Origin of the sequence: Janthinobacterium sp. FW305-128 (assembly GCF_020858135.1) — a bacterium.
In the GTDB taxonomy this organism is placed as follows: Bacteria; Pseudomonadota; Gammaproteobacteria; order Burkholderiales; family Burkholderiaceae_D; genus Janthinobacterium.
In genome coordinates, this window is sequence record NZ_JACYMK010000003.1 from 88,629 (window position 1) to 111,185 (window position 22,557).

Annotated in this window: 18 protein-coding genes; 10 read left to right on the forward strand and 8 right to left on the reverse strand. The window is 63.3% G+C overall.

What is annotated here, in order from left to right; translation table 11 throughout:
- Positions 1-123 precede the first annotated feature (123 nt).
- Positions 124-2,355: a TonB-dependent receptor gene (locus tag IGS60_RS07930; RefSeq protein WP_230503601.1), complete on the forward strand. Its 2,232-nt coding sequence runs from the start codon at positions 124-126 to the stop codon at positions 2,353-2,355.
- A gap of 192 nt (positions 2,356-2,547) precedes the next feature.
- Here IGS60_RS07930 and gluQRS read toward each other — a convergent pair whose 3' ends face one another.
- The 6 genes from gluQRS to IGS60_RS07960 form a co-directional block, all read right to left on the reverse strand.
- Complete coding sequence (gene gluQRS / locus IGS60_RS07935; RefSeq protein ID WP_230504062.1) at positions 2,548-3,477, reverse strand: tRNA glutamyl-Q(34) synthetase GluQRS; 930 nt, start codon at positions 3,475-3,477, stop codon at positions 2,548-2,550.
- Positions 3,478-3,603: 126 nt separating this feature from the next.
- Positions 3,604-4,455: a hypothetical protein gene (locus tag IGS60_RS07940; RefSeq protein WP_230503603.1), complete on the reverse strand. Its 852-nt coding sequence runs from the start codon at positions 4,453-4,455 to the stop codon at positions 3,604-3,606.
- A gap of 224 nt (positions 4,456-4,679) precedes the next feature.
- A complete protein-coding gene (locus tag IGS60_RS07945) occupies positions 4,680-4,862 on the reverse strand; it encodes a hypothetical protein (protein WP_230503605.1) in 183 nt (60 codons plus the stop codon).
- A 63-nt stretch (positions 4,863-4,925) separates the two neighbouring features.
- Positions 4,926-5,966, reverse strand: a complete 1,041-nt coding sequence (gene tssG, locus IGS60_RS07950; protein ID WP_230503607.1) for a type VI secretion system baseplate subunit TssG — start codon at positions 5,964-5,966, stop codon at positions 4,926-4,928.
- Entirely contained in the window at positions 5,930-7,771 is a 1,842-nt protein-coding gene (gene tssF / locus IGS60_RS07955; RefSeq protein ID WP_230503609.1) for a type VI secretion system baseplate subunit TssF, read from the reverse strand. The genes tssG and tssF overlap by 37 nt, the downstream gene beginning before the upstream one ends.
- Before the next feature lie 78 nt (positions 7,772-7,849).
- On the reverse strand, positions 7,850-8,662 hold the full coding sequence (locus tag IGS60_RS07960; RefSeq protein WP_230504064.1) for an outer envelope protein: 813 nt from the start codon (positions 8,660-8,662) through the stop codon (positions 7,850-7,852).
- Between the two features lie 452 nt (positions 8,663-9,114).
- Here IGS60_RS07960 and IGS60_RS07965 point away from each other — a divergent pair, with 452 nt between their 5' ends.
- From IGS60_RS07965 to IGS60_RS07990, 6 genes are all read left to right on the forward strand, one after another.
- On the forward strand, positions 9,115-10,629 hold the full coding sequence (locus IGS60_RS07965) for an ABC transporter ATP-binding protein (protein ID WP_230503611.1): 1,515 nt from the start codon (positions 9,115-9,117) through the stop codon (positions 10,627-10,629).
- Complete coding sequence (locus IGS60_RS07970; RefSeq protein ID WP_230503612.1) at positions 10,622-11,698, forward strand: ABC transporter permease; 1,077 nt, start codon at positions 10,622-10,624, stop codon at positions 11,696-11,698. The genes IGS60_RS07965 and IGS60_RS07970 overlap by 8 nt, the downstream gene beginning before the upstream one ends.
- Positions 11,691-12,620: an ABC transporter permease gene (locus IGS60_RS07975; RefSeq protein WP_230503614.1), complete on the forward strand. Its 930-nt coding sequence runs from the start codon at positions 11,691-11,693 to the stop codon at positions 12,618-12,620. The genes IGS60_RS07970 and IGS60_RS07975 overlap by 8 nt, the downstream gene beginning before the upstream one ends.
- A 21-nt stretch (positions 12,621-12,641) precedes the next feature.
- Positions 12,642-13,727 carry a BMP family ABC transporter substrate-binding protein gene (locus IGS60_RS07980; protein WP_230503616.1) on the forward strand — a complete coding sequence of 362 codons (1,086 nt, stop codon included), beginning with the start codon at positions 12,642-12,644 and terminating at the stop codon, positions 13,725-13,727.
- 120 nt (positions 13,728-13,847) lie between these two features.
- Positions 13,848-14,684 (forward strand): HDOD domain-containing protein, encoded by an 837-nt coding sequence (locus IGS60_RS07985; protein WP_070218149.1) that lies wholly within the window; start codon positions 13,848-13,850, stop codon positions 14,682-14,684.
- Positions 14,685-14,819: 135 nt separating this feature from the next.
- A complete protein-coding gene (locus IGS60_RS07990; RefSeq protein ID WP_230503618.1) occupies positions 14,820-16,433 on the forward strand; it encodes a M28 family peptidase in 1,614 nt (537 codons plus the stop codon).
- A 170-nt stretch (positions 16,434-16,603) separates the two neighbouring features.
- Here the strand turns inward: IGS60_RS07990 and IGS60_RS07995 are convergent, their stop codons facing one another.
- Positions 16,604-17,818 carry an MFS transporter gene (locus IGS60_RS07995; RefSeq protein WP_070218147.1) on the reverse strand — a complete coding sequence of 405 codons (1,215 nt, stop codon included), beginning with the start codon at positions 17,816-17,818 and terminating at the stop codon, positions 16,604-16,606.
- A gap of 171 nt (positions 17,819-17,989) precedes the next feature.
- Positions 17,990-18,988 (reverse strand): LLM class flavin-dependent oxidoreductase, encoded by a 999-nt coding sequence (locus IGS60_RS08000; protein WP_230503620.1) that lies wholly within the window; start codon positions 18,986-18,988, stop codon positions 17,990-17,992.
- 261 nt (positions 18,989-19,249) lie between these two features.
- Here IGS60_RS08000 and galT point away from each other — a divergent pair, with 261 nt between their 5' ends.
- The 3 genes from galT to galK are packed head-to-tail and all read left to right on the forward strand — an operon-like array spanning position 19,250 to position 22,520.
- Positions 19,250-20,353 carry a galactose-1-phosphate uridylyltransferase gene (galT, locus tag IGS60_RS08005; RefSeq protein ID WP_230503622.1) on the forward strand — a complete coding sequence of 368 codons (1,104 nt, stop codon included), beginning with the start codon at positions 19,250-19,252 and terminating at the stop codon, positions 20,351-20,353.
- A complete protein-coding gene (locus IGS60_RS08010; protein WP_070218144.1) occupies positions 20,350-21,456 on the forward strand; it encodes a M24 family metallopeptidase in 1,107 nt (368 codons plus the stop codon). Before galT ends, IGS60_RS08010 begins: the two co-directional genes overlap by 4 nt.
- The gene (gene galK / locus IGS60_RS08015) at positions 21,453-22,520 is read left to right on the forward strand and encodes a galactokinase (protein WP_230503624.1); all 1,068 of its coding nucleotides are present in this window, start codon (positions 21,453-21,455) and stop codon (positions 22,518-22,520) included. The genes IGS60_RS08010 and galK overlap by 4 nt, the downstream gene beginning before the upstream one ends.
- The last annotated feature ends 37 nt before the right edge of the window (positions 22,521-22,557 follow it).

A 22,557-nucleotide genomic window follows, 5' to 3' on the forward strand; every position in this document is an offset into this window, starting at 1 on the left:
ACATCCGCTCGCGCTGCTGCACCGTGATGGTGCAAACGATCGTCCAGCGCCGTATATAACCCGGAGACAGGTTGCAAGAAAGACAGATTTCGCAATTCTTTTTTTAAACTTCTGGGAAACCACATGATCAAGATGTCCAAGATGCACAAGCGTTTGTGCGCCAAAAGCGCTGCTATGCTGGCACTGTCCGCTGCCTTGCCTATCGGCTCGGCTTATGCTGATGAAGTCGCTGCTGATACGACCCCTGCCGCCAGCCAGCTGGAAACCGTGACCGTGACGGCACAGCGCCGCAAGGAAAATATCCGCGACGTGCCCGTCTCCGTGTCGCTGCTGCGCGACGAGAAGCTCGACGTGCTCGTGTCCAGCGGCCAGGATATCCGCGTGCTGGCCGGCAAAGTGCCGAGCCTGAACGTGGAATCGTCGAATGGCCGCACCTTCCCCCGCTTCTACATCCGCGGCTACGGCAATACCGACTTCAACATCTTTGCATCGCAACCTGTTTCCCTGATTTACGACGATGTCGTGCAAGAAAATCCCATCCTCAAGGGCTATCCGATTTTCGACGTGGCTGGCGTGGAAGTACTGCGCGGCCCGCAAGGCACCTTGTTCGGCCGCAATACGCCGGCCGGCGTGGTCAAGTTCGAATCCGTCAAGCCGAAGCTGGACAAGGTTGAAGGCTATTACAACGTTTCCGCCGCCACGCACAACACGACCAACTTCGACGGCGCCGTCAACGTGCCGCTGAGCAAAGAATGGGCGCTGCGCTTCTCGACCCTGCGCCAGCACCGCGACGATTACGTCGACAACACATTTACGGGCCAGAAAAACGCGCTGGACGGCTACAACGAACATGCTGAACGCGTGCAATTGCTGTACGCACCGAACACCACGTTCAACGCCCTGTTCAATGTGCACCAGCGCAACACCACGGGCAGCGCGCGCGTTTTCTACGCCAACATGATCAAGCAGGGCACGAACGACATCGTCGACGGTTTCGACCCGAACAAGTCGTTCACGAATGCGCCGAATTTCCAGCGTCTGCGCACCAACGGCGCCAGCGCCCGCCTGAGCTGGGACCTGGACGGCGTCAAGTTGTACTCGATCACCGGCTTTGAACAGGTCGGCAGTTACGTGTCGCATGGCGACATCGACGGCGGCACGCCGACGGGCCCCGGCTTCATTCCTTTCCAGGTTGAAACGGCCGGCGGCATCACCAGCGTGAAACAATACTCGCAGGAGTTCCGCGCCGAATCGAAAAATGCCGGTCCGCTGAACTGGCAGGCAGGCGTGTACTACTTCAACGAAGATGCCAACGGTTTCACCGACAACTTCGATACCGACACGCACGTGCTGACCACGCACCTGGCCAGCCGCCAGAAGAACTCGGCCTGGGCCACGTTCGGTTCCGTCAACTACGCCGTCAACGATGACTTCATGCTGCGCGCCGGTTTGCGCTACACCAAGGACAAGAAAGATTTCAACACGGTGGAAGCGACCAACATCGTGCAGGTCAACCCGACCAGCGCCGATGTCAGCAAAGCCAAGGTCAACTGGGACTTGAGCGGCACCTATAAATACAACAAGGACGTGAACTTCTACGCCCGTATCGCCACTGGTTTCCGCGCGCCAAGTATCGCCCCGGCCAGCGACAAGGTGTCCGTGACAGTTGCCGATGCGGAAACCATCACTTCGTACGAAGCCGGTATCAAGGCCGATTTGTTCAACCGCCGCGCCCGCGTCGCGTTCAGCGTGTATGACTACCAGGTGAAAAACCAGCAACTGACGGTGGTGGGCGGCACGTCGAATATCACGCGCCTGATCAATGCAGCCAAGACGAACGGCCGCGGCGCCGAGCTGGAACTGGAAGGCTTTGTCACGCCGAGCCTGAAGATGTCGCTGGGCGGCAGCTACAACTTCACGGAAATCAAGGACCCGAGCCTGTCGATCGCCACCTGCGCGCAAACGCGTTGCACCGTGACGGACCCGCTGACCACCGGCAACCGTGCCATCATCGACGGCAATCCATTGCCGCAAGCGCCGAAGTGGACGATCACCGCCACGGGCCGTTATTCGATCCCGATGGAAAACGGCGAATTCTTCGTCTTCACAGATTGGGCTTACCGCAGCAAGATCAACTTCTTCCTGTATGAGGCAACCGAGTTCACCGGCAAGCCGATGGTCGAAGGCGGCTTGCGCGTGGGTTACACCTGGGATGCCGGCAAGTATGAAGTGGCCGCGTTCGGCCGCAACATCACCGACACCCAGCGTATCACGGGCGCCATCGACTTCAACAATCGCACGGGCTTCATTAATGAGCCACGTCAATTTGGGGTGCAATTCAAAGGCAACTTCTAAGAACACATAAGCAAACCTGCTGCGCGTCGTGATTTGCGGCCTGCGATGCTCACTGTGCTAAAGCACAGCTGCGCTTCTCGGCCGCAACTCACCGCCGCTCGCTACGGTTTTCTTAAGTGTTCAGTTCCAGGCGCCGGCCATGTGCTGGCGCCTGCATTGCTACCCGCCCGGCTCGCGCCGCGGCGGGTTTTTTTATGCGTGCCCGGGAAGGCGCGCCAGCCGCTGCGCCCAGGCGGGAATGGCTTGCCGCCAGAAATCTTCCACGTCGTCGGCGCGCACGTCGAGACCGAGGAAGCGGGCCGCCGGCAGCAGCGCCGACGCCAGCAGTTCGGCCGCATCGGTGCCCGTATCGAAGGCGAGGGCGCCTGTCTGTTTCGACAGTTTCTCGCCGCTGTCATTGGTGACGACAGGCACGTGCAAGAAGCCGGGATGAGGCAAGCCCAGCACATCCTGCAGATACAGCTGGCGCGGCGTGGAGTCGAGCAAGTCCGCCCCACGCACCACCTGCGTGATGCCCTGTGCGCCATCGTCGACCACCACGGCCAGCTGATACGCCCAAAAGCCATCGCCGCGCAGCACGATGAAGTCACCCACTTCGCTGGCAAGGTCTTGCCGCTGCGGACCCGCCCAGCGGTCCGTAAAGCCGTACACGGCTTGCGGCCCCTGCGGCACGCGCAGCCGCCAGGCCCGCGCCGCCTTGCCCGGCGCCAAGCCATGGCGGCAGGTGCCCGGATACACGGCGGCGCCACTCTTGGGCGCGCCCGCCTGCAGCACCGAATCCTGAATCTCCTTGCGCGAACAGCCGCACGCATATACAAGGCCATCGTCCTGCAACTGCTTCAGCGCCGCCTCGTACAGCGGCAGCCTGCGGCTCTGCCATGTCGCCTCGCCATCCCAGTGCATGCCGCAGCGCCGCAGGCTGGCCAGGATACCCAGATCGGCGCCCTCGACATTGCGGTCGTAGTCCAGATCCTCGATACGCAACAGCCACGTGCCCTGATGCACCTTGGCATCAAGATAACTGGCCATGGCGGCAACAAGCGAGCCCATGTGCAGGGGACCGGAGGGGGAGGGGGCGAAGCGGCCGATGTAGGGAGCGGTGGGGGAGTTCGGAGACGGCATGCTGTAAGTGTAGGCGGTGGTGACAGGCACTGATGGTTTATTGCGCAGGATCGGTAGCTTGGCGACAGCGGCAAGTATCGTGCAGGGCGATGGGCAAGTCAAATCTTGGGTTGTTCCAGGTGCTGCCTAATTGATAATCAAGTGTGTAACGTTATCTTCAACATATGAAATTTCTTCATTGCAGTAATGCGGGTCATTCAGCTCTCGGAAATGTAAATCCTTGTCGAGTTTCTTCGTTCTGAACTTGTTACTCAGCAGTGCTACAACGCTCCCCTCATCTGGCCAGTTTGAAGAATATATTGCTATCAATGCTTTTTCAAAAGAAATTTCATTGAGAAGACAGATTTTTAATCTTCGAGGTAGCTTTTTCAATAAATTCAGCCATTGTATCTCACTTGTTTTTGGGAAAAAAGTATCACTATTTTTTATGGATTCCATTATTCGTTGCTGCACTTTTATCGATTTATCTATATTGATATGCGATTCACAATTATCATTCATTTTCAATCGGATGGGTGATTTTCTGGCTATTTTGTACTGCAAGATTATGCATGATGAGGATGTTTTTATGTCATGTTGTACGATAACGCTTCCCCACGGAAATTGAAATATTATTTCTGATAACCCTTTCATTTTTCCGGGAATGCCAGACTTTCTTTGAATTTTTTTGACTAACGATGATTCACTCACGCCGTTGCCTACAGAATTATTTTCAAAGTAATGCATTATTACGTAATCTATTTCGGGGAAATTTTCTTTTACAATAATCAACTCGACAACGTAATCGCCTACCCATCCATTGATATCAAAAATATACATTCCAGCCCCTGTTGTTGTGGGTTTGGTGTGGAATGTATTGATAATGCTATTTATGAAATAGTTTGCTGGAGTTTTTTTCGATAATGCAATCTCTCTATTGACGAGCAGTAATCCATCAATGAAATCAAAAATATAGCTTGGGATTTCAAATTTTTTCATTCTGTCATGCGGAATTTTGAATGAGGCATCTCGTATGAATTATTACAGTGATTCAGCACGGTTGGTAGAGGCAAATATTGTTCCCCATCGGATCTTCGACGTTCAGAAAACTTGCGTAGGGAGCCTCTACGTAATTGACGAAAAAAGCAGTTTTTTCCAGTCGCTTCTTGAGCGTGTCAATATTGTTCGTTGGTAAAGTGAATAGATTGATCGTGCCACCTTTGCTAGGAAAAATCGCGCGACAGGCTTTCGCTGGCGGCCAGGCTGTTGGCCAGAAACTGGATGCCAGCAGGGCCGTCGCCATGCGGAAAGTGCAGGCGCAGCAGGCGCTGGCCCTGCATGTCGCCCATTAATGCCGTCCATGCCGCCGTCGTATCGGGGAACTGGCCCATCGCGCATCGCTTCACGGTAGGAATCGTTGGCCGACTGTAGCAATAGCGAACACAAGCGTTTTTGCGCGGCAACAAGATTCAATCGTTGAGTGAAGGCATCAATTGCATGTCGTAATGCATGTCGTCGCGGTGGCGCGGCGTTGCCGCATCGCCGAGAAAGCTGTTGCGGCCGAGGTCAGCTTGCCCGGCGGCCGTCAACGTCGTCCCCCGCACATCGCTGGCGCGCAGCACCAGCACGATGTCGTAGCGCACGAGCGGCTGGCGGAACAGCATCAGCATGTGCCGCAGTGCCACGCTGGCCGGGGCGCGCGGCAGGAACCCGGCGTGCTGTTCCGCGGTGAGCGGGCCGAGGCGCAGGCGCACGGCCAGGTCGGGGCGGCGGCAGCGCTCGCCGACGGTGGCGCGCTGGCCCAGCACGGCGTTTGCCATGCCCAGCGCCGTTTGTTCGCGCGGCGCCAGCACGTCCATGGCGCCCGTCGCCTCGTCGATATGGCAGGGCACGCCGAAGTGGTCGGCGAGAATGCGCGCCATGACGATGGACGAGATGTTGCGCTGCTGGAGCAAGCCGCTGTACAGGCCGGCGGCGGCCTCGTCCTGGCTTGGGCGGCATGCGGCCAGGGCCAGCAGGCGCGTCAGGAAGTCCCCGCTGTGGCCGGCTTGCTCGATGCGGTATTTTTGCCAGGCCTGGTAAAACAGGACGACGGTGCGGCTGGAAAACAGGTCGAGAAAAGCGCGCGGGCTATTCTCGCGTTCGCTGTACTGGTGGGCGGCAATGCGCTCCGAGTAGTGGCTGGGCAAGCTGCCCTGGCAACCCAGCAGGCCCATGAAGGCGGGCGTGATGTGGATATGGTGTACATGACCCGACAGCAGCGCTTGCAGCAAGGCATCGGCGTCGGCGATGCCGCTTGTCGTGAGCGTCTCGACCTGGCTGGCGGGAAAGCGCAGCGAGACGCTATTGTCGAAGCGCATGACCTTCACCAGCGCCGTGTGTTCATCGATGCCGTGTTCGGCCAGCCAGGCCAGCAGCAGGCGCAGCGCCTGGAAGCACTCGAAGCGCTGCGGCGCGTCGAGCAATTGCTGGATCACGCTGGCGTGGCGTCGGCGCTGCGTTCTGGGCATCGTAGGATTTCCTCGCCGCTGCGATGGGACAGCAGCGTCAATTGGCTAAAGCAGTTGAGCTGGCTGTTCAGGGCGAAGTAGCGCTGCAGCACCTGCGCGAAGATGTACACGCTGCTGCCGACAAACGCTTGCTCGTCAATGCCCAGGCGGATGGCGATGCCGGGCATCAGGGTGGGAAACGGTACGGTTGGCATCCACGCGCGCGTGCTGCCGTGCTCGAGCGTGACGATGCCCTGGATCAGCCGTTGCGTGGTGGGCGAGCGGGGCAGGTCGTACAGGCTCAGCATTTTCTGGAAGTCGCCCAGGCCAGCCTGCGTCAGGCTCGAGTAATTGAGCGACAGGTGCGCGATCAGGCGCCAGTGCGTGTCCGCCGGGAAACGCATGCTGGGTGTGGGCTTGCGCAGGAAGCGCGCGGGTATGCCGTCGGGCACGTCCTCGGCCAGCAGGTCGCCGCCGGGCGAGCCATAGTGCAGTTGCGTGGGCAAGTCGCGGTTGCTGCACAGCAGCTGCGTCGAAATGGTGGCGCAGGCGGCGCTGCCCGGCGAAAACTGCGGGTCGATCAGGCTCAGGCGCATTTCATGGCCGGGGCTGACGTCCGCCACGGCTTCGTCGCGGCGCGCCAGCCAGTATTGGCCATGCTCAGTCCGAGAACCCTGCAGCGATGCATACAGCGGCAAGAAGGTGCTCAGGCGCTCGCCGGCCTCATCCTTGCGCACCACGGTGACGGCCTCGATGCTGTGGATGTCGTAGGCAAACGCATGCGTGGCATCGGCCACCAGCGCGTAGTCGGGCTCCGTGTGCGTGAGGCGGATCGGCACGCCGGACTTGGCAAACAGGTTGACGACGGGCGTGCAGCCGGGCAGCAGGTTGTCGCGGCTGACGCCGGACAGGAGCCGCGCCTCGTGGCTGTCGCTGCGCACGCCTTTGAGCGGCAGGTGCAAGGTGAACTGGCGGCACTGTTTCGGCAGCAAGGCGGCCAGCAGGGACCAGGCGACATCGATGAAATGGAATTTTTCCGGGAAGGCGAAATATTCGGTCAGCAGGCGCTGGGCCGGGTGCGAGCGGGCGGAAACGGGGATCAGCGCATCGTCGTCCACATAGCCGGCCGGCGCCAGCGGCGTGCCGTCGACGGCCAGCCACGGACTGTGTTCGTCCAGCGCCACATACGCGCCCGTGCCGCGCAGGAACAGGGCGTCGAGCAGGGCCGCGCGCACGGACGGTTCGCCATCGGCAAACAGGCGCAGCCTGGCAAAACCTGGCTGATCCAGATGGTAGATGTCGCTGCTGCTGGTGAACTGAATGCTGAGCAAGGCGCTGGCGCCGGCGGGCAGGCGCAGGCCGGGCGGCGCGTCGATGAGCGGCGAAAAATGCAGGCGAGAAATAGCCAGCGGTGCCAGGGTCACGTCATACGCGCTGGTGAATTTGCAGGCCACGCCCTGCACCGGCTGCGAGCGCAGCACGGTGCCGCGCGCCACGTGCGCCACCTGGGACAGCTGGCCGCCGCCCGGCGCTTCGTCTGCCGCGAGGCGCACGATGGAGCACGAGGGAAAGGGCCGCAGATAGTGCGGGTACAAAGTTTCCAGCAGAGAATTGGTGAATTGCGGATAGGCGTCGTCGAGGCGCTTGGCGACCCTGGCCGTGAGCAGGGCGACGGACTGGATCAGGCGCTCGACGTGCGGGTCTTCGCACGTCTCGCCGGCGATCAGCAGGCGCCCGGCCGCTTTCGGATAGCGGCTGGAAAACTCGCGCGTGTACTGGCGGAACAGGCCCAGCTCACGCTCATAATACGGCAGCAGTTGTTCCACGGTCGCGCTCTCCGCCAGCAGGAAAGCTTCATGCTGGCATCAGGCGCGACGGTGGGTGTTGATACGTGACAATGATTCTTAGAAATGGTATTCCGCGCGTATCATCGGCGTCTTCGCCGTCTGGCCCACGTTGCCCGTGGTGGCGGGCGAGTTGCCGAACTTGTTCTTCCAGTACTGGTATTCGAGGCCCACGCGGAAGGTGTTCTTGGCGCTGCCCAGGGCCGCGCCCACGTCGTACATCACTTGCATGTCGATATTCGTTTCCACGGCCGTGTCGCGCCCCACTTCATCCTTGCCTTTGGAATCGATGAGGTTGAAGAAACCTTCGAACGAGAACAGCGGCGACAAGGGGATGGCCCAGGCGCCCGTCAGCATGGCGTGCGTTTTAAATGTGTAGCGGCCCGTCACTTGCGAGATGGGCGGGAAGGCGCCGCTGGGGGCGTTGCTTTCGCGCAGCAACAGCAGGCTGGTGTTGAAGAAGCCGGGCACGTCCCACATCAGCGTGGGGCCGGCCACCAGCATGCGCTTGCGCGAGTTGTAGCCGACGTCATTCTTCGTGTTGACGTCGAAGCCCAGGGTCACGCCCACGCCGCGCACGGGGCCGAACTTGATGTCGCTGCCGCGCACCTTGCCGATGTCGATGGTGTTGCGGTACACCAGGTAGGCCTCTTGCGCGCCGGACGTTTTACCGAGTGCGCCGGGGTCCTTGCTGTCGGACATCAGGAAGTCCAGGTTGACGAAGTTGCTGCCGTATTTGTAGCCGCTGGCGTGCGTGATGGCAAAGATGTTTTTCTTGATGTCGTCCGGATTGAACGGCTCGCGGTAGTCATTGCCGGCGCGCCAGCTCAGCGCGGTATCGCTCCATTCGGCGGCCTGGGCGGTCGCGCCCATGCCCAGGGTGGTAGTAAGGCAGAGCAACAGACAAGGTAGGGTTTTTGGCACTTTCGGCTCCTGATGGCGGTGTTGGAAAACGGGAACTGGGAATGGCTGGGCGCAGGGGGGAGCCCACTGGCGCGCATGAAGTGCTGCGATGGGATATTGCGCGCCGTTCAATCCATGATGCGAGAAGTGCCGCGCTGGGCGATATGTCTTATCTGCATACTTACTATCAGTTCTTGCATATAATCATCGCACCTTCTCAGCCTTGCGGGGCAAGGCGGCCGCTGTAAAGCTGATAATTTTTTTCAAAATTGTATACAGGTGTTGTTTTTTTGTGGAAATAGAAATGCGCGCCGCCACACCATCCCCCAAGCGCCGCGGATGCCGATACGATAGAGACAAGAGCTTGAATTTTTCCACCGGCGATGATGCCGGCGACCCCGCAGCGAGGCACGAAAAAAACAATGACAGCACGCCTGGAATTACACGACATCAGCAAGCGCTATCCGGCCGTGGTGGCCAATGACGGCATCGACCTCACCGTCGCGCCCGGACAAATTCACGCCGTGCTCGGCGAGAACGGCGCCGGCAAATCGACCTTGATGAAAATCATCTACGGCGCCGTGCAGCCCGATGGCGGCCGCATCGTGTGGAATGGCCGCGAGGTCGAGATCGCCAACCCGTCGGCCGCGCGCGCGCTCGGCATCGCCATGGTGTTCCAGCACTTTTCGTTGTTCGACACTTTGACGGTGGCGGAAAACATCGCCCTCGGCTTGCCTGCCGGCACCAACATGGCGGAGCTGGCCCAGCGCATCGAAGACACAGCGCGCCAGTACGGCCTGGACCTGGAACCGCAGCGCCACGTGCACACGCTGTCCGTCGGCGAATGCCAGCGCGTGGAAATCGTGCGCGCCTTGCTGGCCAAGCCGCAACTGCTGATCCTCGATGAACCGACGTCCGTGCTGACGCCGGGCGCCGTGGAAAAACTGTTTGGCACGTTGCGCCAGCTGGCGGCCGAAGGTTGCAGCATCCTGTACATCAGCCACAAGCTCGACGAGATCCGCGCCCTGTGCCATACGTGCACCGTGGTGCGCGCCGGCAAGAACGCGGGCGTGTGCGACCCTTCGCAAGAGTCGGCGGCCAGCCTGTCGCGCATGATGATCGGCGCGGAGCCGCCCGCCGTCACGCGCGTCGCGCGCGCGCCCGGCGCGGCCATGCTGAGCGTGCGGCAGCTGGATTTGCCGAAGAGCCATCCGTTCGCCACGCAATTGATCGACATCCATTTCGACGTGTGCGCGGGAGAAATTGTCGGCATCGCTGGCGTGTCCGGCAATGGCCAGCAGGAATTGCTGGCTGCCCTGTCGGGCGAGGACCTGCGCGCGGCGCCCGCCAGCATCGTGCTGAACGGCACGCCTGCCGGCCGTTTGCCGCCGGGCCGCCGGCGCGCCCTCGGCTTCGGCTTCGTGCCGGAAGAGCGGCTGGGACGCGGCGCCGTGCCCGACATGGGGCTGGCCGACAACGTCTTATTGAGCTTGCAGACCCCCGCCACCATCCGCCACGGCTTCCTGCGCCGCAAGGTCATCGCGCAGCGGGCGGCCGCCATCATCGCCCGCTTCCAGGTGAAGGCGGGCGGGCCGCAGGCGCTGGCGCGCAGCCTGTCGGGCGGCAACTTGCAGAAATACATAGTCGGACGCGAAGTCATGCGCGAGCCCACGGTGCTGGTGGTGGCGCAGCCGACCTGGGGCGTGGACGTGGGCGCGGCCGCGCAAATTCGCGCCGAACTGCTGGCGCTGCGCGACGCTGGCTGTGCCTTGCTCATCGTGTCGGAAGAACTCGATGAATTGTTCGAGATCAGCGACCGCCTGCTGGTGATGGCAAAAGGAAAAATTTCACCGTCGCTGGACGTGGGCGAGGCCAGCGTCGATCTCGTTGGGCAATGGATGAGCGGGCTGTGGCCGCAGGAGGCTGCCCATGGCTAAGTTTGCCTTGCGCCTGGAAGCCCGTCCTGCACCGTCGCGCCTGATGTCGTGGCTGTCGCCCGTGCTGGCCGTGCTGCTGACCGTGCTGTGCGGCGCGCTGCTGTTTGTTGCGCTGGGACACGATCCGCTGGCGGGCCTGGCCGTGTTCTTTGTCGAACCCTTGCGCGACGCGCATGGCTGGTCCGAGCTGGGTATCAAGGTGGCGCCTTTGCTGCTGATCGCCGTCGGCCTGGCCATCTGCTTTCGCGCCAACATCTATAACATCGGCGCGGAAGGGCAGCTGACCCTGGGCGCCATCTGCGGCGGCGCGGCCGCCTTGTACCTCGACGATGGCGTGGGCGGCGCGGCCATCATCGGCATATCCCTGCTGGCCGGCATGGCGGGCGGCATGGCGTGGGCGGGCCTGGTGGCCTGGCTGCGCGACCGCTACAACGCCAGCGAAATCCTCGTCTCGCTGATGCTCGTCTACATCGCCCAATTGCTGCTCAGCTATCTCGTGTATGGCGTGCTGCGCGACCCGGAAGGATTCAATTTTCCCCAGTCGAAACTGCTGTCGGACGGCTTGCTGTTGCCGATGGTGATCAGCGACACGCGCTTGCACGTGGGCATCGTGTTTGCCTTGCTGGCCTCGCTGGGCGGCTGGCTGTATCTGTCGCGCAGCATTGCCGGCTTCCGCCTGCGCGTGGGCGGCATGGCGCCGGCCGCCGCCCGCTATGCGGGTTTTTCTTCGCGCAAGACCTTGTGGTCGTCCTTGCTGATCTGCGGCGCCCTGTCGGGCCTGGCGGGCGCGTGCGAAGTGCTGGGACCGATGGGGCAGCTCACGCCCACGGTCTCGCCCGGCTATGGCTTTGCCGCCATCATCGTCGCCTTCGTGGGGCGGCTGCATCCGGTCGGCGTGATTTTTTCCAGCTTCGTCATGGCCCTGTTTTATATCGGCGGAGAACTGGCGCAATCGCGCCTCGGCTTGCCCAGCGCCATCACGGGCGTGTTCCAGGGCATCCTGCTGTTTGCCTTGCTCGCCTGCGACGTGCTGATCCAATACAAACTGGGCTGGAGGAAACATGGATAACCTGGCCCTGACGATAGCGCCCTTGATTGCCGCCAGCATCAATGCGGGCACGCCCCTGATGCTCGCCGCCCTCGGTTTATTGGTGAATGAAAAGGCGGGCGTGGTGAACCTGGGCGCGGAAGGCATGATGCTGGTCTCGGCCATCACGGGCTTTGCCGTGGCCGTCAATACGGGCAGCCCCACTCTGGGCTTTCTGGCGGGGGCGGGCGCCAGCATGGTCCTGTCCGGCTTCTTTGCCTGGCTGACCGTGTGGCTGGGCACGAACCAGTACGCGACGGGCCTGGCTTTATCGCTGTTCGGCGCGGGCGCGTCCACGTATATCGGCTTGAAGTATGTGGGCAACAGTCTGCACAATGGCCGCTTCGGCATCCCTTTATTGGAAGACATTCCCGTGCTGGGGCCGGCCCTGTTCCGCCAGCATCCGATGGTGTATCTGTCGCTCTTGCTGTGCGTGGCCATCGCCTGGTTTTTGTACCGCACGCGGGCAGGATTGGTGCTGCGCGCCGTGGGCGAGTCACCGTCTTCCGCGCATGCGCTCGGCTATCCCGTGCGGCGTATCCGCCTGGCGGCCGTGCTGTTCGGCGGCGCCTGCTGCGGCCTGGCCGGCGCGTTTTTGTCGCTCGTGTACACGCCGCTGTGGGTCGAGGGCATGGTGGCGGGGCGGGGCTGGATCGCGCTGGCGCTGACGACCTTTGCCACCTGGCGCCCCGCGCGCGTGGTGGGCGGCGCCTACCTGTTCGGCGGCATCACGATATTGACGTTCCACGCGCAGGCGATGGGCGTGCCCATCGCGTCGCAGCTGCTGTCGATGCTGCCGTATGTGGCAGCCATCGTCGTGCTCGTGCTCATTTCCAGCAATGCCAATTACATCAAGCTCAACATGCCCGCTTCGCTGGGGAAAAATTTCAATCCCGGAAATTAATCACTGACCACAAGGAAAACCATGTCCAAGAAATTACTGTGCGCCGCCGTCTGCAGTGCCACGCTGATGTCTTCCATGCCCGCCATGGCCGCCGCCCCCGCGACTGCGCCGCTGAATGTCGGTTTCGTGTATATCAGCCCCATCGGCGACGCGGGCTGGACCACCCAGCACGATCAGGCGCGCAAGGAAATGGAAAAGGCGCTGGGCAACAAGATCAGCACCAGGTTTGTGGAAAACGTGCCGGAGAGCGCCGATGCGGAGCGCGTGATCCGCGACCTGGCGCAAACGGGCAGCAAGCTGGTCATCACGACTTCGTTCGGCTACATGAATCCCACCTTGAAAGTGGCGAAACAATTTCCTAATGTGAAGTTCATTCATTTGACGGGATACAAGACGGCCGTCAACGTGGCCAACACGAATGCGCGTTTTTATGAAGGCCGCTATCTGGCTGGCGTATTGGCGGGCAAGATGAGCAAGACCCACGTGGCCGGCTACGTGGCGGCGTTTCCCATCCCGGAAGTGTTGCAGGGAGTGAACGCCTTCACGCGCGGCATGCGCAGCGTCGATCCGAAGGCGGAAGTGAAAGTGGTGTGGGTTAATAGCTGGTTCGATCCGGGCAAGGAACGCGACGCGGCCATCACCCTGATCGGCCAGGGCGCCGACGTGGTCACCCACAACACGGACTCGACCGCCGTGGTGCAGGCGGCGGAAGAGAAGGGCAAGTATGCGATCGCCTACCACTCGGACATGAAAAAGTACGGGCCGAAGGCGCAGCTGGCCGCCGTCACCCACCACTGGGGCGACTACTACACGAAGCAGGCGCAGGCCGTGCTGGACGGCACGTGGAAGTCCAGCAGCACCTGGGGCGGCATCAAGGATGGCATGGTCAAGCTGGAAGGCATCAATGCGGCCGTGCCCGCTGACGTGAAACAGTTTGTATTGGCGCGCGAGAAAGACTTGGTTGCTGGTAAGCTCAATCCTTTCAGCGCGCCGATCAAGGATAACGATGGCAAGGTGCGCCTGGACAAAGGCGTGCTCGACGATGCGGCATTGACGAAGATGGATTATTTTGTCGAAGGCGTGGCAGGGAAAGTTTCCGGAAAGTAATAGGGTTGCGTATAAACTTGCTGTAATATTGCCGGAAACGGGAGCCAGGCCGGGGATACATGCGCGTTCCCGGCCCACCCACACAGCAGAGCCTAATAGGCCCGTACCGGAGATTGACCCATGGACAGACTGGAAGTATTCAAGATTATCGCGTTGCAAGCGAGCAAGGGCGAGCTGACGTTCCCCGCCAACGTCAAGGCCACCTTGAAGCTGCAGGAAGCGCTGGACGACCCCGATTGCCATATCGAAGCGGCCGCCCGCATGGTCATGGCCGAGCCGCTGCTGTCGGCGCGGGTCGTGGCATTGGCCAACTCGGCCGCCTACAACCGTTCCGGCAATGAAATCGCCAATGTGCGCGCAGCCGTTTCGCGCCTGGGCTTTGCCACCTTGAAATCGATGGTGGCATCCGTCATTGTGCGCCAGCTGGGCAGCCAGATCACGGACCCGCAATTGCGCGCCAAGGCGGCCAGGCTGTGGGAACATACGGCCCACGTGGCCGCGCTGAGCCAGGTGATCGCCCGGAAAGTCACGCACGTGGATGTGGAAACGGCCATGTTTGCCGCCATCGTGCACGAAGTGGGCGGCTTTTATCTGCTGTCGCGCGCCGAGGAATATCCGGGCTTGCTCGATGACAATACCGAAGACTGGATCGAATACGGCGAAAAGCTGATCGGCCGCGGCGTGCTGCGCCAGCTGCAAGTGCCGGACATGGTCTTGCAGGCCGTGGAAGGCATGTGGCACGGCGGCAGCACGTTCCCGCCCCGCACCCTGGGCGCGACCCTGGTGCTGGCCAACGATCTGTCGCCCGTCGGCTCGCCCCTGCACCCGCCGGAAAGCGCCGCGCGGCGCCAGGCGGCGGCGAAGATCGATTTCGGTATCGGCGGCAGCACCCTGCATACGATACTCGAGGAATCGGCCGAAGAGATCGAATCGCTGGCGGCCGCCTTGCTCGTGTAATTTACTCGGCCATGACATCCCCGCCTTGCCGCGGGGATTTTTTTCGTCCGCATTTTGCAGCGCCTGCCCCATGGCATACAATCGCCGGCCCGGCTATCCGCCGGACTGAATGTCTCCTCTTATCCAAAGGATCTTATGCAGAAGCTGTTTTCTTCCCTGGCCTTGACGGCGCTGGCGTTTTCCGCCCAGGCCGCCACCGGTTTACCCGTGGTGCAGGAAGCGCCCTTGCGCGCCCACCTGGCCTTCCTGTCCAACGACTTATTGGAAGGCCGGGGCACGGGCCAGCGCGGCGCCGACCTGACGGTGGCTTATTTGGAAACCCAGGCGCAGATGGCCGGACTGCAACCCGTGCGCGGCAACAGCTACCGCCAGAGCGTGCGGATCGCCGGCGTGAAGTCGCTGCCTGCCGAAAGCAGCCTGCAGGCCGTGGCCGGCGGCAAGCCCGTGCCGCTGGCGTTCGGCCCCGACTGGGTGTGGGCCACGGGCGACTCCGTTGCCGCGCACACCTTCGACGCGCCGCTCGTGTTCGTCGGCTACGGCATCACGGCGCCGGAAGAGGGCTGGAACGATTTCAAGGGCGCCGATGTCAAAAACAAGATCGTCGTCATGATGGTCAACGACCCGCAGCCGACCGCGCTTGATCCGAACCGCTTCGCCGGCAAGGCGCTGACCTATTACGGCCGCTGGACCTACAAATTCGAGGAAGCCAGGCGCCAGGGCGCGGCGGGCGTATTGCTGATCCACACGAAACCATCGGCCTCGTACGACTGGAGCGTGGTGCAGAACAGCTGGAGCGGCAGCGAACGCTTCCAGTTGGCCGATCGCACTGCCGGTACGCCCCTGCAGGGCTGGATCGCGGAAGACGCGGCGCGCCGGCTGTTTGCGGCGGGCGGCCAGGACCTGGACGCCTTGCGCGCCAAGGCGGAAAGCAAGGATTTCCAGGCCGTTGCCTTGAACGCCAAGCTGTCGGGCGAGATGAAGTCCATCGTGCGCAAGGTGGAGCAATTCAATATCGCGGGCATGGTGCCGGGCACCGACCCGACATTGAAAGATGAAGCCGTCATCTACAGCGGCCACTGGGACCACCTGGGCAAGCAAGGTGACTCTGGAGACACGATCTACAACGGCGCCGTCGACAACGCTTCCGGCACGGCCGGCTTGCTGGCCATGGCGCAGGAAGCCGTCAAGAAACCGGCGAAGCGCACGCAGATATTCCTGTGGGTGGCGGCCGAGGAACAGGGGCTATTGGGCAGCGCCGCCTACGCGGCCGATCCGCTGTGGCCGCTGGACAAGACGGCCGCCGCGCTGAACCTTGACAGCCTGAACTTCGTGGGCGCCACGCATGACATCGGCGCGCAGGGCAGCGAGCGCACGGAGTTGGGGGCGATGGCGGCGGCAACGGCCAAAGCCATGGGCATGCACATTGCTGCCGCGCGTCCCGACCTGGCCGGCGGCTACTTCCGCAGCGACCATTTCAGCTTTGCCAAGGCGGGCGTGCCCGCGTTTTCCATCAATGGCGGACGCGAGTACATCAAGGACGTGGCCGCGTCGAAAGCCAAGGCGGCCGCCTACGGCCCCCGCTACCATCAGGTGACCGATGAGTACGACGCCAGCTGGGATCTGTCCGGCATGACGCAGCAGGCGCAATTCACCTTGAACCTGGGGCAAGCCGTGGCGAATGCGGCCAGAATGCCGGCCTGGAAGGCGGGCGATGCGTTTGGCAAGGCGCGCGGGCCGGCCGCGAAATAAGACGTGGTCTGTGCAAACAACGTTGTCGGATTACGCGCGGCCTCGCCGCGCCTCGGCGGTCCCGCTAATCCGACCTACGCCTGTTCGCTTGGAGCAAGTGCGTAGGTCGGGTTAGCGCGCCAGCGCGTAACCCGACAACATTGTTTGCGCCGCAGCCCCGCAGCGCCGGATCAAGCCGCCCGTTCCAGCCTGCGCTGCGTATGCCGGTACTTGCTCCACACGATCAGCAGCAACAGCGGCATGGCGCCGCCGACCATGCACAGGGCGGGCCAGCCGCCAGCGGCGAAGCTGGCGCTGGCCAGGGCCGAGCCTGCCGACGCTCCGATGAAGCCGCCCGCGATGAAGACGGTGGTGACCCTGGCCCGCGCATGCGGAGCCAGTTTATAGATGATGGACTGGTGCGTCACTTGCAAACCCATCACGCCCATGTCCAGCAGCACGATACCGATCAACAGCAGCGCCAGCGAATGGGCGCCGAAGCCGATCAGGGCCCAGCCCGCGATCGAGGCGACGGCCAGCAGCCACGTGGCCTGGCGCGCATAGCCGCGGTCGGCCATGCGGCCCGCCGTGTTGGCGGCAAAGGCGCCTGTGGCGCCGGCCAGGCCGAACAGGCCGATCTGCATTTCCGAATAGTGGTACGGCGCGCCGCTGAGCAGGAAGGTCAGGCCCGTCCAGAACACGCTGAAGGTGCCCAGGCCCAGGCCCGAGAACAGGGCGCGCTGGCGCAGCAACGGTTCCTGGCGGATGATGTCGGCCAGGGAAGCCATCAGCTTGCCGTACTGCAGCGTGCCACGTGGCGCTTCGTTGGGCAGGATGCGGCGCAGCATGACGAGCAGGGCGGCCACGACGATGGCGGCCAGCACGTAGACGGTGCGCCAGCCGCCGCTGATCTGCGACACGGTGCCGGAGACGGTACGCGCGAGCAAGATGCCCAACAACAAGCCAGTCATGACGGTGCCCACCATGCGGCCCCGGCTGTGGTCGGGCGCATACGACGCCACCATGGCCGTGACTACCATCAAGGCGCTGGCCGTGATCCCCATCAAGACGCTGGCGACGGCAAAGACGATAATATTCTGGCTGGTGGCGGCCAGCAGCAGGGCACCGATCTTGGCAATCAGCATCCACGTCAGCAACTGGCGGCGGTTCAGTACGTCACTGAGGGGGACCAAAAACACGATGCCCAGCACATAGCCGATCTGCGTGGCCGTGACCAGGTAGCCCGCTTGCGGCACGCTCACGCCAAACGAGGCGGCCAGCATGGACGTGAGCGGCTGCACATAGTACAGACTGGCGACGAGCACGCCGGCGGACAGGGCGAACAACAGGATGCGGGTGGAGCTCAGCAGGGTGCTGGCGTCGACATTCGATGGTGCGGATTTCATGCGGTACAACTTTCTTGGAATGATGCTTTTGGATCAGCATGATAGCGGGGCTGCGCATTTCTTGCCGGGCGCGGCCGATTTTGTGACTGGACGCGAGCAAAAAAATCCCGGCGATCGTTGCCGACGGCCGGGAAAAGGGTATTTGGGGAAATACCGAGGAAGACAGTGAAGTTAGTGCGCGCGCGCCAGCTCCGCATGCACTTGCGCCGTGATTTCATACGAGCGCAGCCGGTGCTGGTGCTCGAAGATTTGCGAGGTGATCATCAGTTCGTCGGCGCCCGTTTCGGCGATGAAGGCGGCCATCTTGGCTTTCACCGTGTCCGGCGCGCCGATGGCCGTGCAGGACAGGACGGAATCGAGCATGGCGCGTTCCTGCGGGCCCAGTTGCTCCAGGTAGCCGGGCACGGGCGGTTGCAGACGCGACGGACGGCCCGTGCGCAGGTTGACGAACGCTTGCTGCATCGACGTGGCGCGCAGGTGCGCCTCGGCATCCGTGTCGGCGGCAAAGACGTTAAAACCCAGCATCACGTACGGTTTCGTCAATTGCTTCGACGGCTTGAAGTGTTCGCGGTAATAGGCCACGGCTTGCATCATCATTTGCGGCGCGAAGTGCGAGGCGAACGCATACGGCAAGCCCAGGTGGGCGGCCAGCTGGGCGCCGAACAGGCTGGACCCCAGTATCCACACGGGCACGTTCGCGCCCTTGCCGGGCACGGCCAGCACGCGCTGGCGCGGTTCGTCGGACATATAGTCGATCAATTCCAGCACGTCCTGCGGAAACTGTTCCGCGTCGGACTGCAGGTCGCGGCGCAGGGCGCGCGCCGTCGTCTGGTCGGAGCCGGGCGCGCGGCCCAGGCCCAGGTCGATGCGGCCCGGGTGCAGCGCTTCCAGCGTGCCGAACTGTTCCGCGATGACGAGCGGCGAGTGGTTCGGCAGCATCACGCCGCCCGCGCCCACGCGGATGGTCTTGGTGCCGGCCGCCACATGGGCGATGACGACGGCCGTGGCGGCGCTGGCGATACCGGGCATGCCGTGGTGTTCGGCCAGCCAGTAGCGGTTGTAGCCCCAGCGTTCGCCGTGCTGCGCCAGGTCCAGCGTGTTCTTGAACGACTGGCTGGCGTTGCTGCCTTCGGCGATGGGCGCGAGGTCGAGTATGGAAAATGGAATCATGGTAGCGATATCGGGACGTGGTGGAAAATCACAATGGACGATTTGTCTATCCCCTGACGACAATAGGGTCGGCCTTGAAAGCGGCAGGGATGACAGGCTGTGCACATGATAATGCGAATCGGGAATTTGCGTACTGATCGGTAAAAAACTCGTCACGACGGGAAACCGGTGTTGAGCAAACCTGGTAAATATTTGCAGACTGTGGAACTTTTGTTGCCAGTGCCAGTCTTAAGAATTCGTGTCTTAAGAATGCGAAACATCATGTATTGCAAGCAACTTGCCAAGCCCGACGGGCGCCAGCTGACCCTGTACAGCCGGCGTCCCATCGTCGTCGCCGGCGTTGCACCGAGTCCCTTCCCCGAGCCGCAGGAGGCCAATCCGCACTTGCGCTGGCATCCCTTGCGCGGCGAATGGGTGGCGTATGCGGCTTACCGCCAGGGCCGCCCCTTCCTGCCGCCGGCCCGGTACAACCCGCTGGCGCCCACGCGCGATGCCGCGCAGCCGACGGAATTGCCTGCCGGCGACTACGATATCGCCGTCTTCGACAACCGCTTTCCCACCCTGGCGCCGCACGCCCATGATCCGCCCGACTTGACGGTCGCCACGGCGCCCGCCCGCGGCCATTGCGAAGTGGTGGTGTTCGCGCAGGATGCCGGCGCCTCGCTGGGCACGCTGGCGCCCGGCCACATCGCCTTGTTGCTGCAGGTGTGGGGGGAGCGCACGGCACAGCTGGCCAGCCGGCCAGGCATCGCGTACGTGCTGCCGTTCGAGAACCGCGGCGCGGAAGTGGGCGTGACCCTGCACCATCCGCATGGCCAGATCTATGCCTACCCCTTTGTGCCGCCCGTGCCGGCGCGCATGCTGGAGCAGGAACACGCATATTTCGCCAGCCATGGCCAGGCCCTGCTGGTGGACATGGCGTGGCGCGAAGCCGATGGCGGCGCGCGCCTGCTGTACCTGGGACCGGAGGCGATCGCCTTTGTGCCCGCCTGCGCCCGCTATCCGTATGAAGCGTGGGTGATGCCGCTGCGGCAGACGGACAGCTTCGCGGCCTTGTCGGCATTGCAGCGCGACGACCTGGCGCGCGCCCTCAAGACCGTGCTGCTGAAATACGACGGCTTGTGGCAGCGCGCCATGCCTTACCTGATGGCCTGGTACCAGGCGCCGCCGGACGGCCGCGCGCATCCGGAAACGCAGCTGCACGCACAGTTTTATCCGCCGTACCGCACGCGCGAACGGCTCAAATATCTGGCCGGCACCGAGCTGGCCGCCGGCATGTACGCCATGGATGCCCTGCCCGAGGAATCGGCGCGGCAGCTGCAGCAAGTGCGCGTGGCATGGGAAATGGCAGAGGAAATCGCATGAACTGGAATGTCGAACTGGAAATTGCGCACAAACTGGCGCAGATGCGTGGCTGGCTGGAACAGGAAAAGGCCGGCGCGTTGCGCCTGCGCGGCGTGGACTGGTTCGCCTGGGCCACGGCCGGCGCGTCGGGCAGCACCTGCCAGACGGCCGAGTGCGGCTGTGCCGAGGTGCTCGTCACGCGCGATGCGGCCTACATCCTGACCGATGCGGCCGAGGCGCAGCGGCTGCGCCAGGAAGAGGTGCGCGGCTGCTGGACCTGGCAAGTGACGCCGTGGATGCAGCCCCGGCTGGCCGAATTGCGCGAGCATTTCGTGCAGCATGCGGCGCAGGGGAGGCCCGTGCTGTGCGACCGGCCCGGCCTGCACGAGCGCTGCCTGCCCGTCGCCCTGCGCGAGGAGCGCTTGCCCTTGCTGGCGCCGGAACAGGCGCGCTACCGCGAAGTGGGCCGGCTGGCCTCCGCTGCCGCCAGCGAGGCGCTGCGCGCCGCGCGGCCCGATTGGAGCGAGCAGGAGCTGGCCGGCGCCTGCGCCCGCGCCCTGTGGTCGCGCGGCCTGCATGCCGTGTACGTGCTGGCGGCCGGCGCCGAGCGCTTCGAGCGCTACCGGCGCGCGCCACCCGCTGCGTCGCCGCTGGGCGAACGGGCCGTGCTGGCGCTGTGCGCGCAAGGTTTCGGCCTGTGCGCCAGCCTGAGCCGCCAGCGCCGTTTCCGTCCCGCGCGCGACGGCATCGGCGAAGCCGACGCGGCCATCCTGGCGCTCGAAGCGGTGGCGCTCGATGCCTGCGTGGCGGGGCATGCGCTGAGCATGGTGTATCACGCGCTCGACAGCGCCTATGCCTATGCGGGCCAGCCCGATACGGTGCAGGAATTCCGGCAGGGCGGCATCGCCGGCTACCGCGCGCCCGAGGTGGCCGCCGGCGCGCATACGGAAATCGCCCTGAAGGACGGCATGGCCGTGGCCTTCCATCCCAGCCTGCCCGGCAGCATGGTGGAAGACACTTTCCTGCTCAGCGGCGGGCGCCTGCACAACCTGACTTGCGATCCCGACTGGCCGGCGGCAACGGTGCAGGGACGGCGGCGTCCGCTGACACTGGAAGTGCAATGATCACCCCCGACGCGTATTTCGGCGCCGTCCCCGTGGTGGTGGCCTCGGCGCCCGGACGGGTCAACCTGCTGGGCGAGCATACGGACTACAACGATGGCTACATGCTGCCGTGCGCCACGCCGCAGCGCACGCGGGTGATGCTGGCGCTGGCCGCCGACGGGCATCACCAGTTCTATTCCGCCACCCTTGACGAACTCGTGCGTTTCGAGCGCCAGAGCGCCGCACCGCCCGGCTTTGGCCGCTACCTGGAAGGCTGCATACGCCTGCTCGAGGAGCGCGGCGTCGCGGTGCCGGCCGTGCGCGGCCATATCGATTCGGACGTGCCGCCGGGCGCCGGCCTGTCGAGCAGCGCCGCGCTGGAGATCGCCATGCTGCGCGCGCTGCGCCAGTTGCTGGGACTGCAGATCGATGACGTGTCGCTGGCGCTGATGGGGCAGCAGGCGGAAATCCGCTACGCGCAGGTCAATTGCGGCGTGATGGACCAGATGGCATGCAGTCTGGCCGACGAACATCACATGCTGCTGCTCGACGCACGCACCCTGCGCCATGAACTGCTGGCGCTGCCCCATGACAGCGAGGTGCTGGTCATCGACAGCGGCGTGCCGCGCACTCTGGCCGGCAGCGCCTACAACGTGCGGCGCGCCGAGTGCGAACAGGCGGCGCGCCTGCTGGGCGTGGCGGCACTGCGCGACGTGCGCGAGCCCTCCGTGGTGGAAGGCTTGCCCGAGCCGTACCGCCGCCGCGCGCGCCACGTGGTCAGCGAAAACCTGCGCGTGCTGCAGGCTTGCGGCCAGCATGGTCCCGTGCGCTTCGGCCAGCTGATGGCGCAGTCGCACGCCAGCCTGCGCGACGATTACGAGGTGTCGCTGCCGGTGCTCGATGCGCTGGTGGCGCTGCTGTCGGCGCAGTCGGCCGTGTACGGCGCGCGCCTGACGGGCGCCGGTTTTGGCGGCGCTTGCGTGGCCCTGTGCCGCAAGCAATGCGCGGCCAGCGCGGGGCGTACGGTGGTACAGCGCTTTAACGCTTTGGGACGCCACGCACGCATGCTGGTTCCGCTCGACTGAGCATGGTTTGATCCTGCTCATGCATCACCGCCCAAGC

Excerpts from the sequence above, each read along its gene's own strand:
- IGS60_RS07930 (WP_230503601.1), top strand. The coding sequence starts at position 124 with ATGATCAAGATGTCCAAGATGCACAAGCGTTTGTGCGCCAAAAGCGCT.
- gluQRS (WP_230504062.1), bottom strand. The coding sequence starts at position 3,477 with ATGCCGTCTCCGAACTCCCCCACCGCTCCCTACATCGGCCGCTTCGCC.
- IGS60_RS07940 (WP_230503603.1), bottom strand. The coding sequence starts at position 4,455 with ATGAAAAAATTTGAAATCCCAAGCTATATTTTTGATTTCATTGATGGA.
- tssG (WP_230503607.1), bottom strand. The coding sequence starts at position 5,966 with ATGCCCAGAACGCAGCGCCGACGCCACGCCAGCGTGATCCAGCAATTG.
- IGS60_RS07960 (WP_230504064.1), bottom strand. The coding sequence starts at position 8,662 with ATGGGCGCGACCGCCCAGGCCGCCGAATGGAGCGATACCGCGCTGAGC.
- IGS60_RS07965 (WP_230503611.1), top strand. The coding sequence starts at position 9,115 with ATGACAGCACGCCTGGAATTACACGACATCAGCAAGCGCTATCCGGCC.
- IGS60_RS07970 (WP_230503612.1), top strand. The coding sequence starts at position 10,622 with ATGGCTAAGTTTGCCTTGCGCCTGGAAGCCCGTCCTGCACCGTCGCGC.
- IGS60_RS07975 (WP_230503614.1), top strand. The coding sequence starts at position 11,691 with ATGGATAACCTGGCCCTGACGATAGCGCCCTTGATTGCCGCCAGCATC.
- IGS60_RS07980 (WP_230503616.1), top strand. The coding sequence starts at position 12,642 with ATGTCCAAGAAATTACTGTGCGCCGCCGTCTGCAGTGCCACGCTGATG.
- IGS60_RS07985 (WP_070218149.1), top strand. The coding sequence starts at position 13,848 with ATGGACAGACTGGAAGTATTCAAGATTATCGCGTTGCAAGCGAGCAAG.
- IGS60_RS07990 (WP_230503618.1), top strand. The coding sequence starts at position 14,820 with ATGCAGAAGCTGTTTTCTTCCCTGGCCTTGACGGCGCTGGCGTTTTCC.
- IGS60_RS07995 (WP_070218147.1), bottom strand. The coding sequence starts at position 17,818 with ATGAAATCCGCACCATCGAATGTCGACGCCAGCACCCTGCTGAGCTCC.
- IGS60_RS08000 (WP_230503620.1), bottom strand. The coding sequence starts at position 18,988 with ATGATTCCATTTTCCATACTCGACCTCGCGCCCATCGCCGAAGGCAGC.
- galT (WP_230503622.1), top strand. The coding sequence starts at position 19,250 with ATGTATTGCAAGCAACTTGCCAAGCCCGACGGGCGCCAGCTGACCCTG.
- IGS60_RS08010 (WP_070218144.1), top strand. The coding sequence starts at position 20,350 with ATGAACTGGAATGTCGAACTGGAAATTGCGCACAAACTGGCGCAGATG.
- galK (WP_230503624.1), top strand. The coding sequence starts at position 21,453 with ATGATCACCCCCGACGCGTATTTCGGCGCCGTCCCCGTGGTGGTGGCC.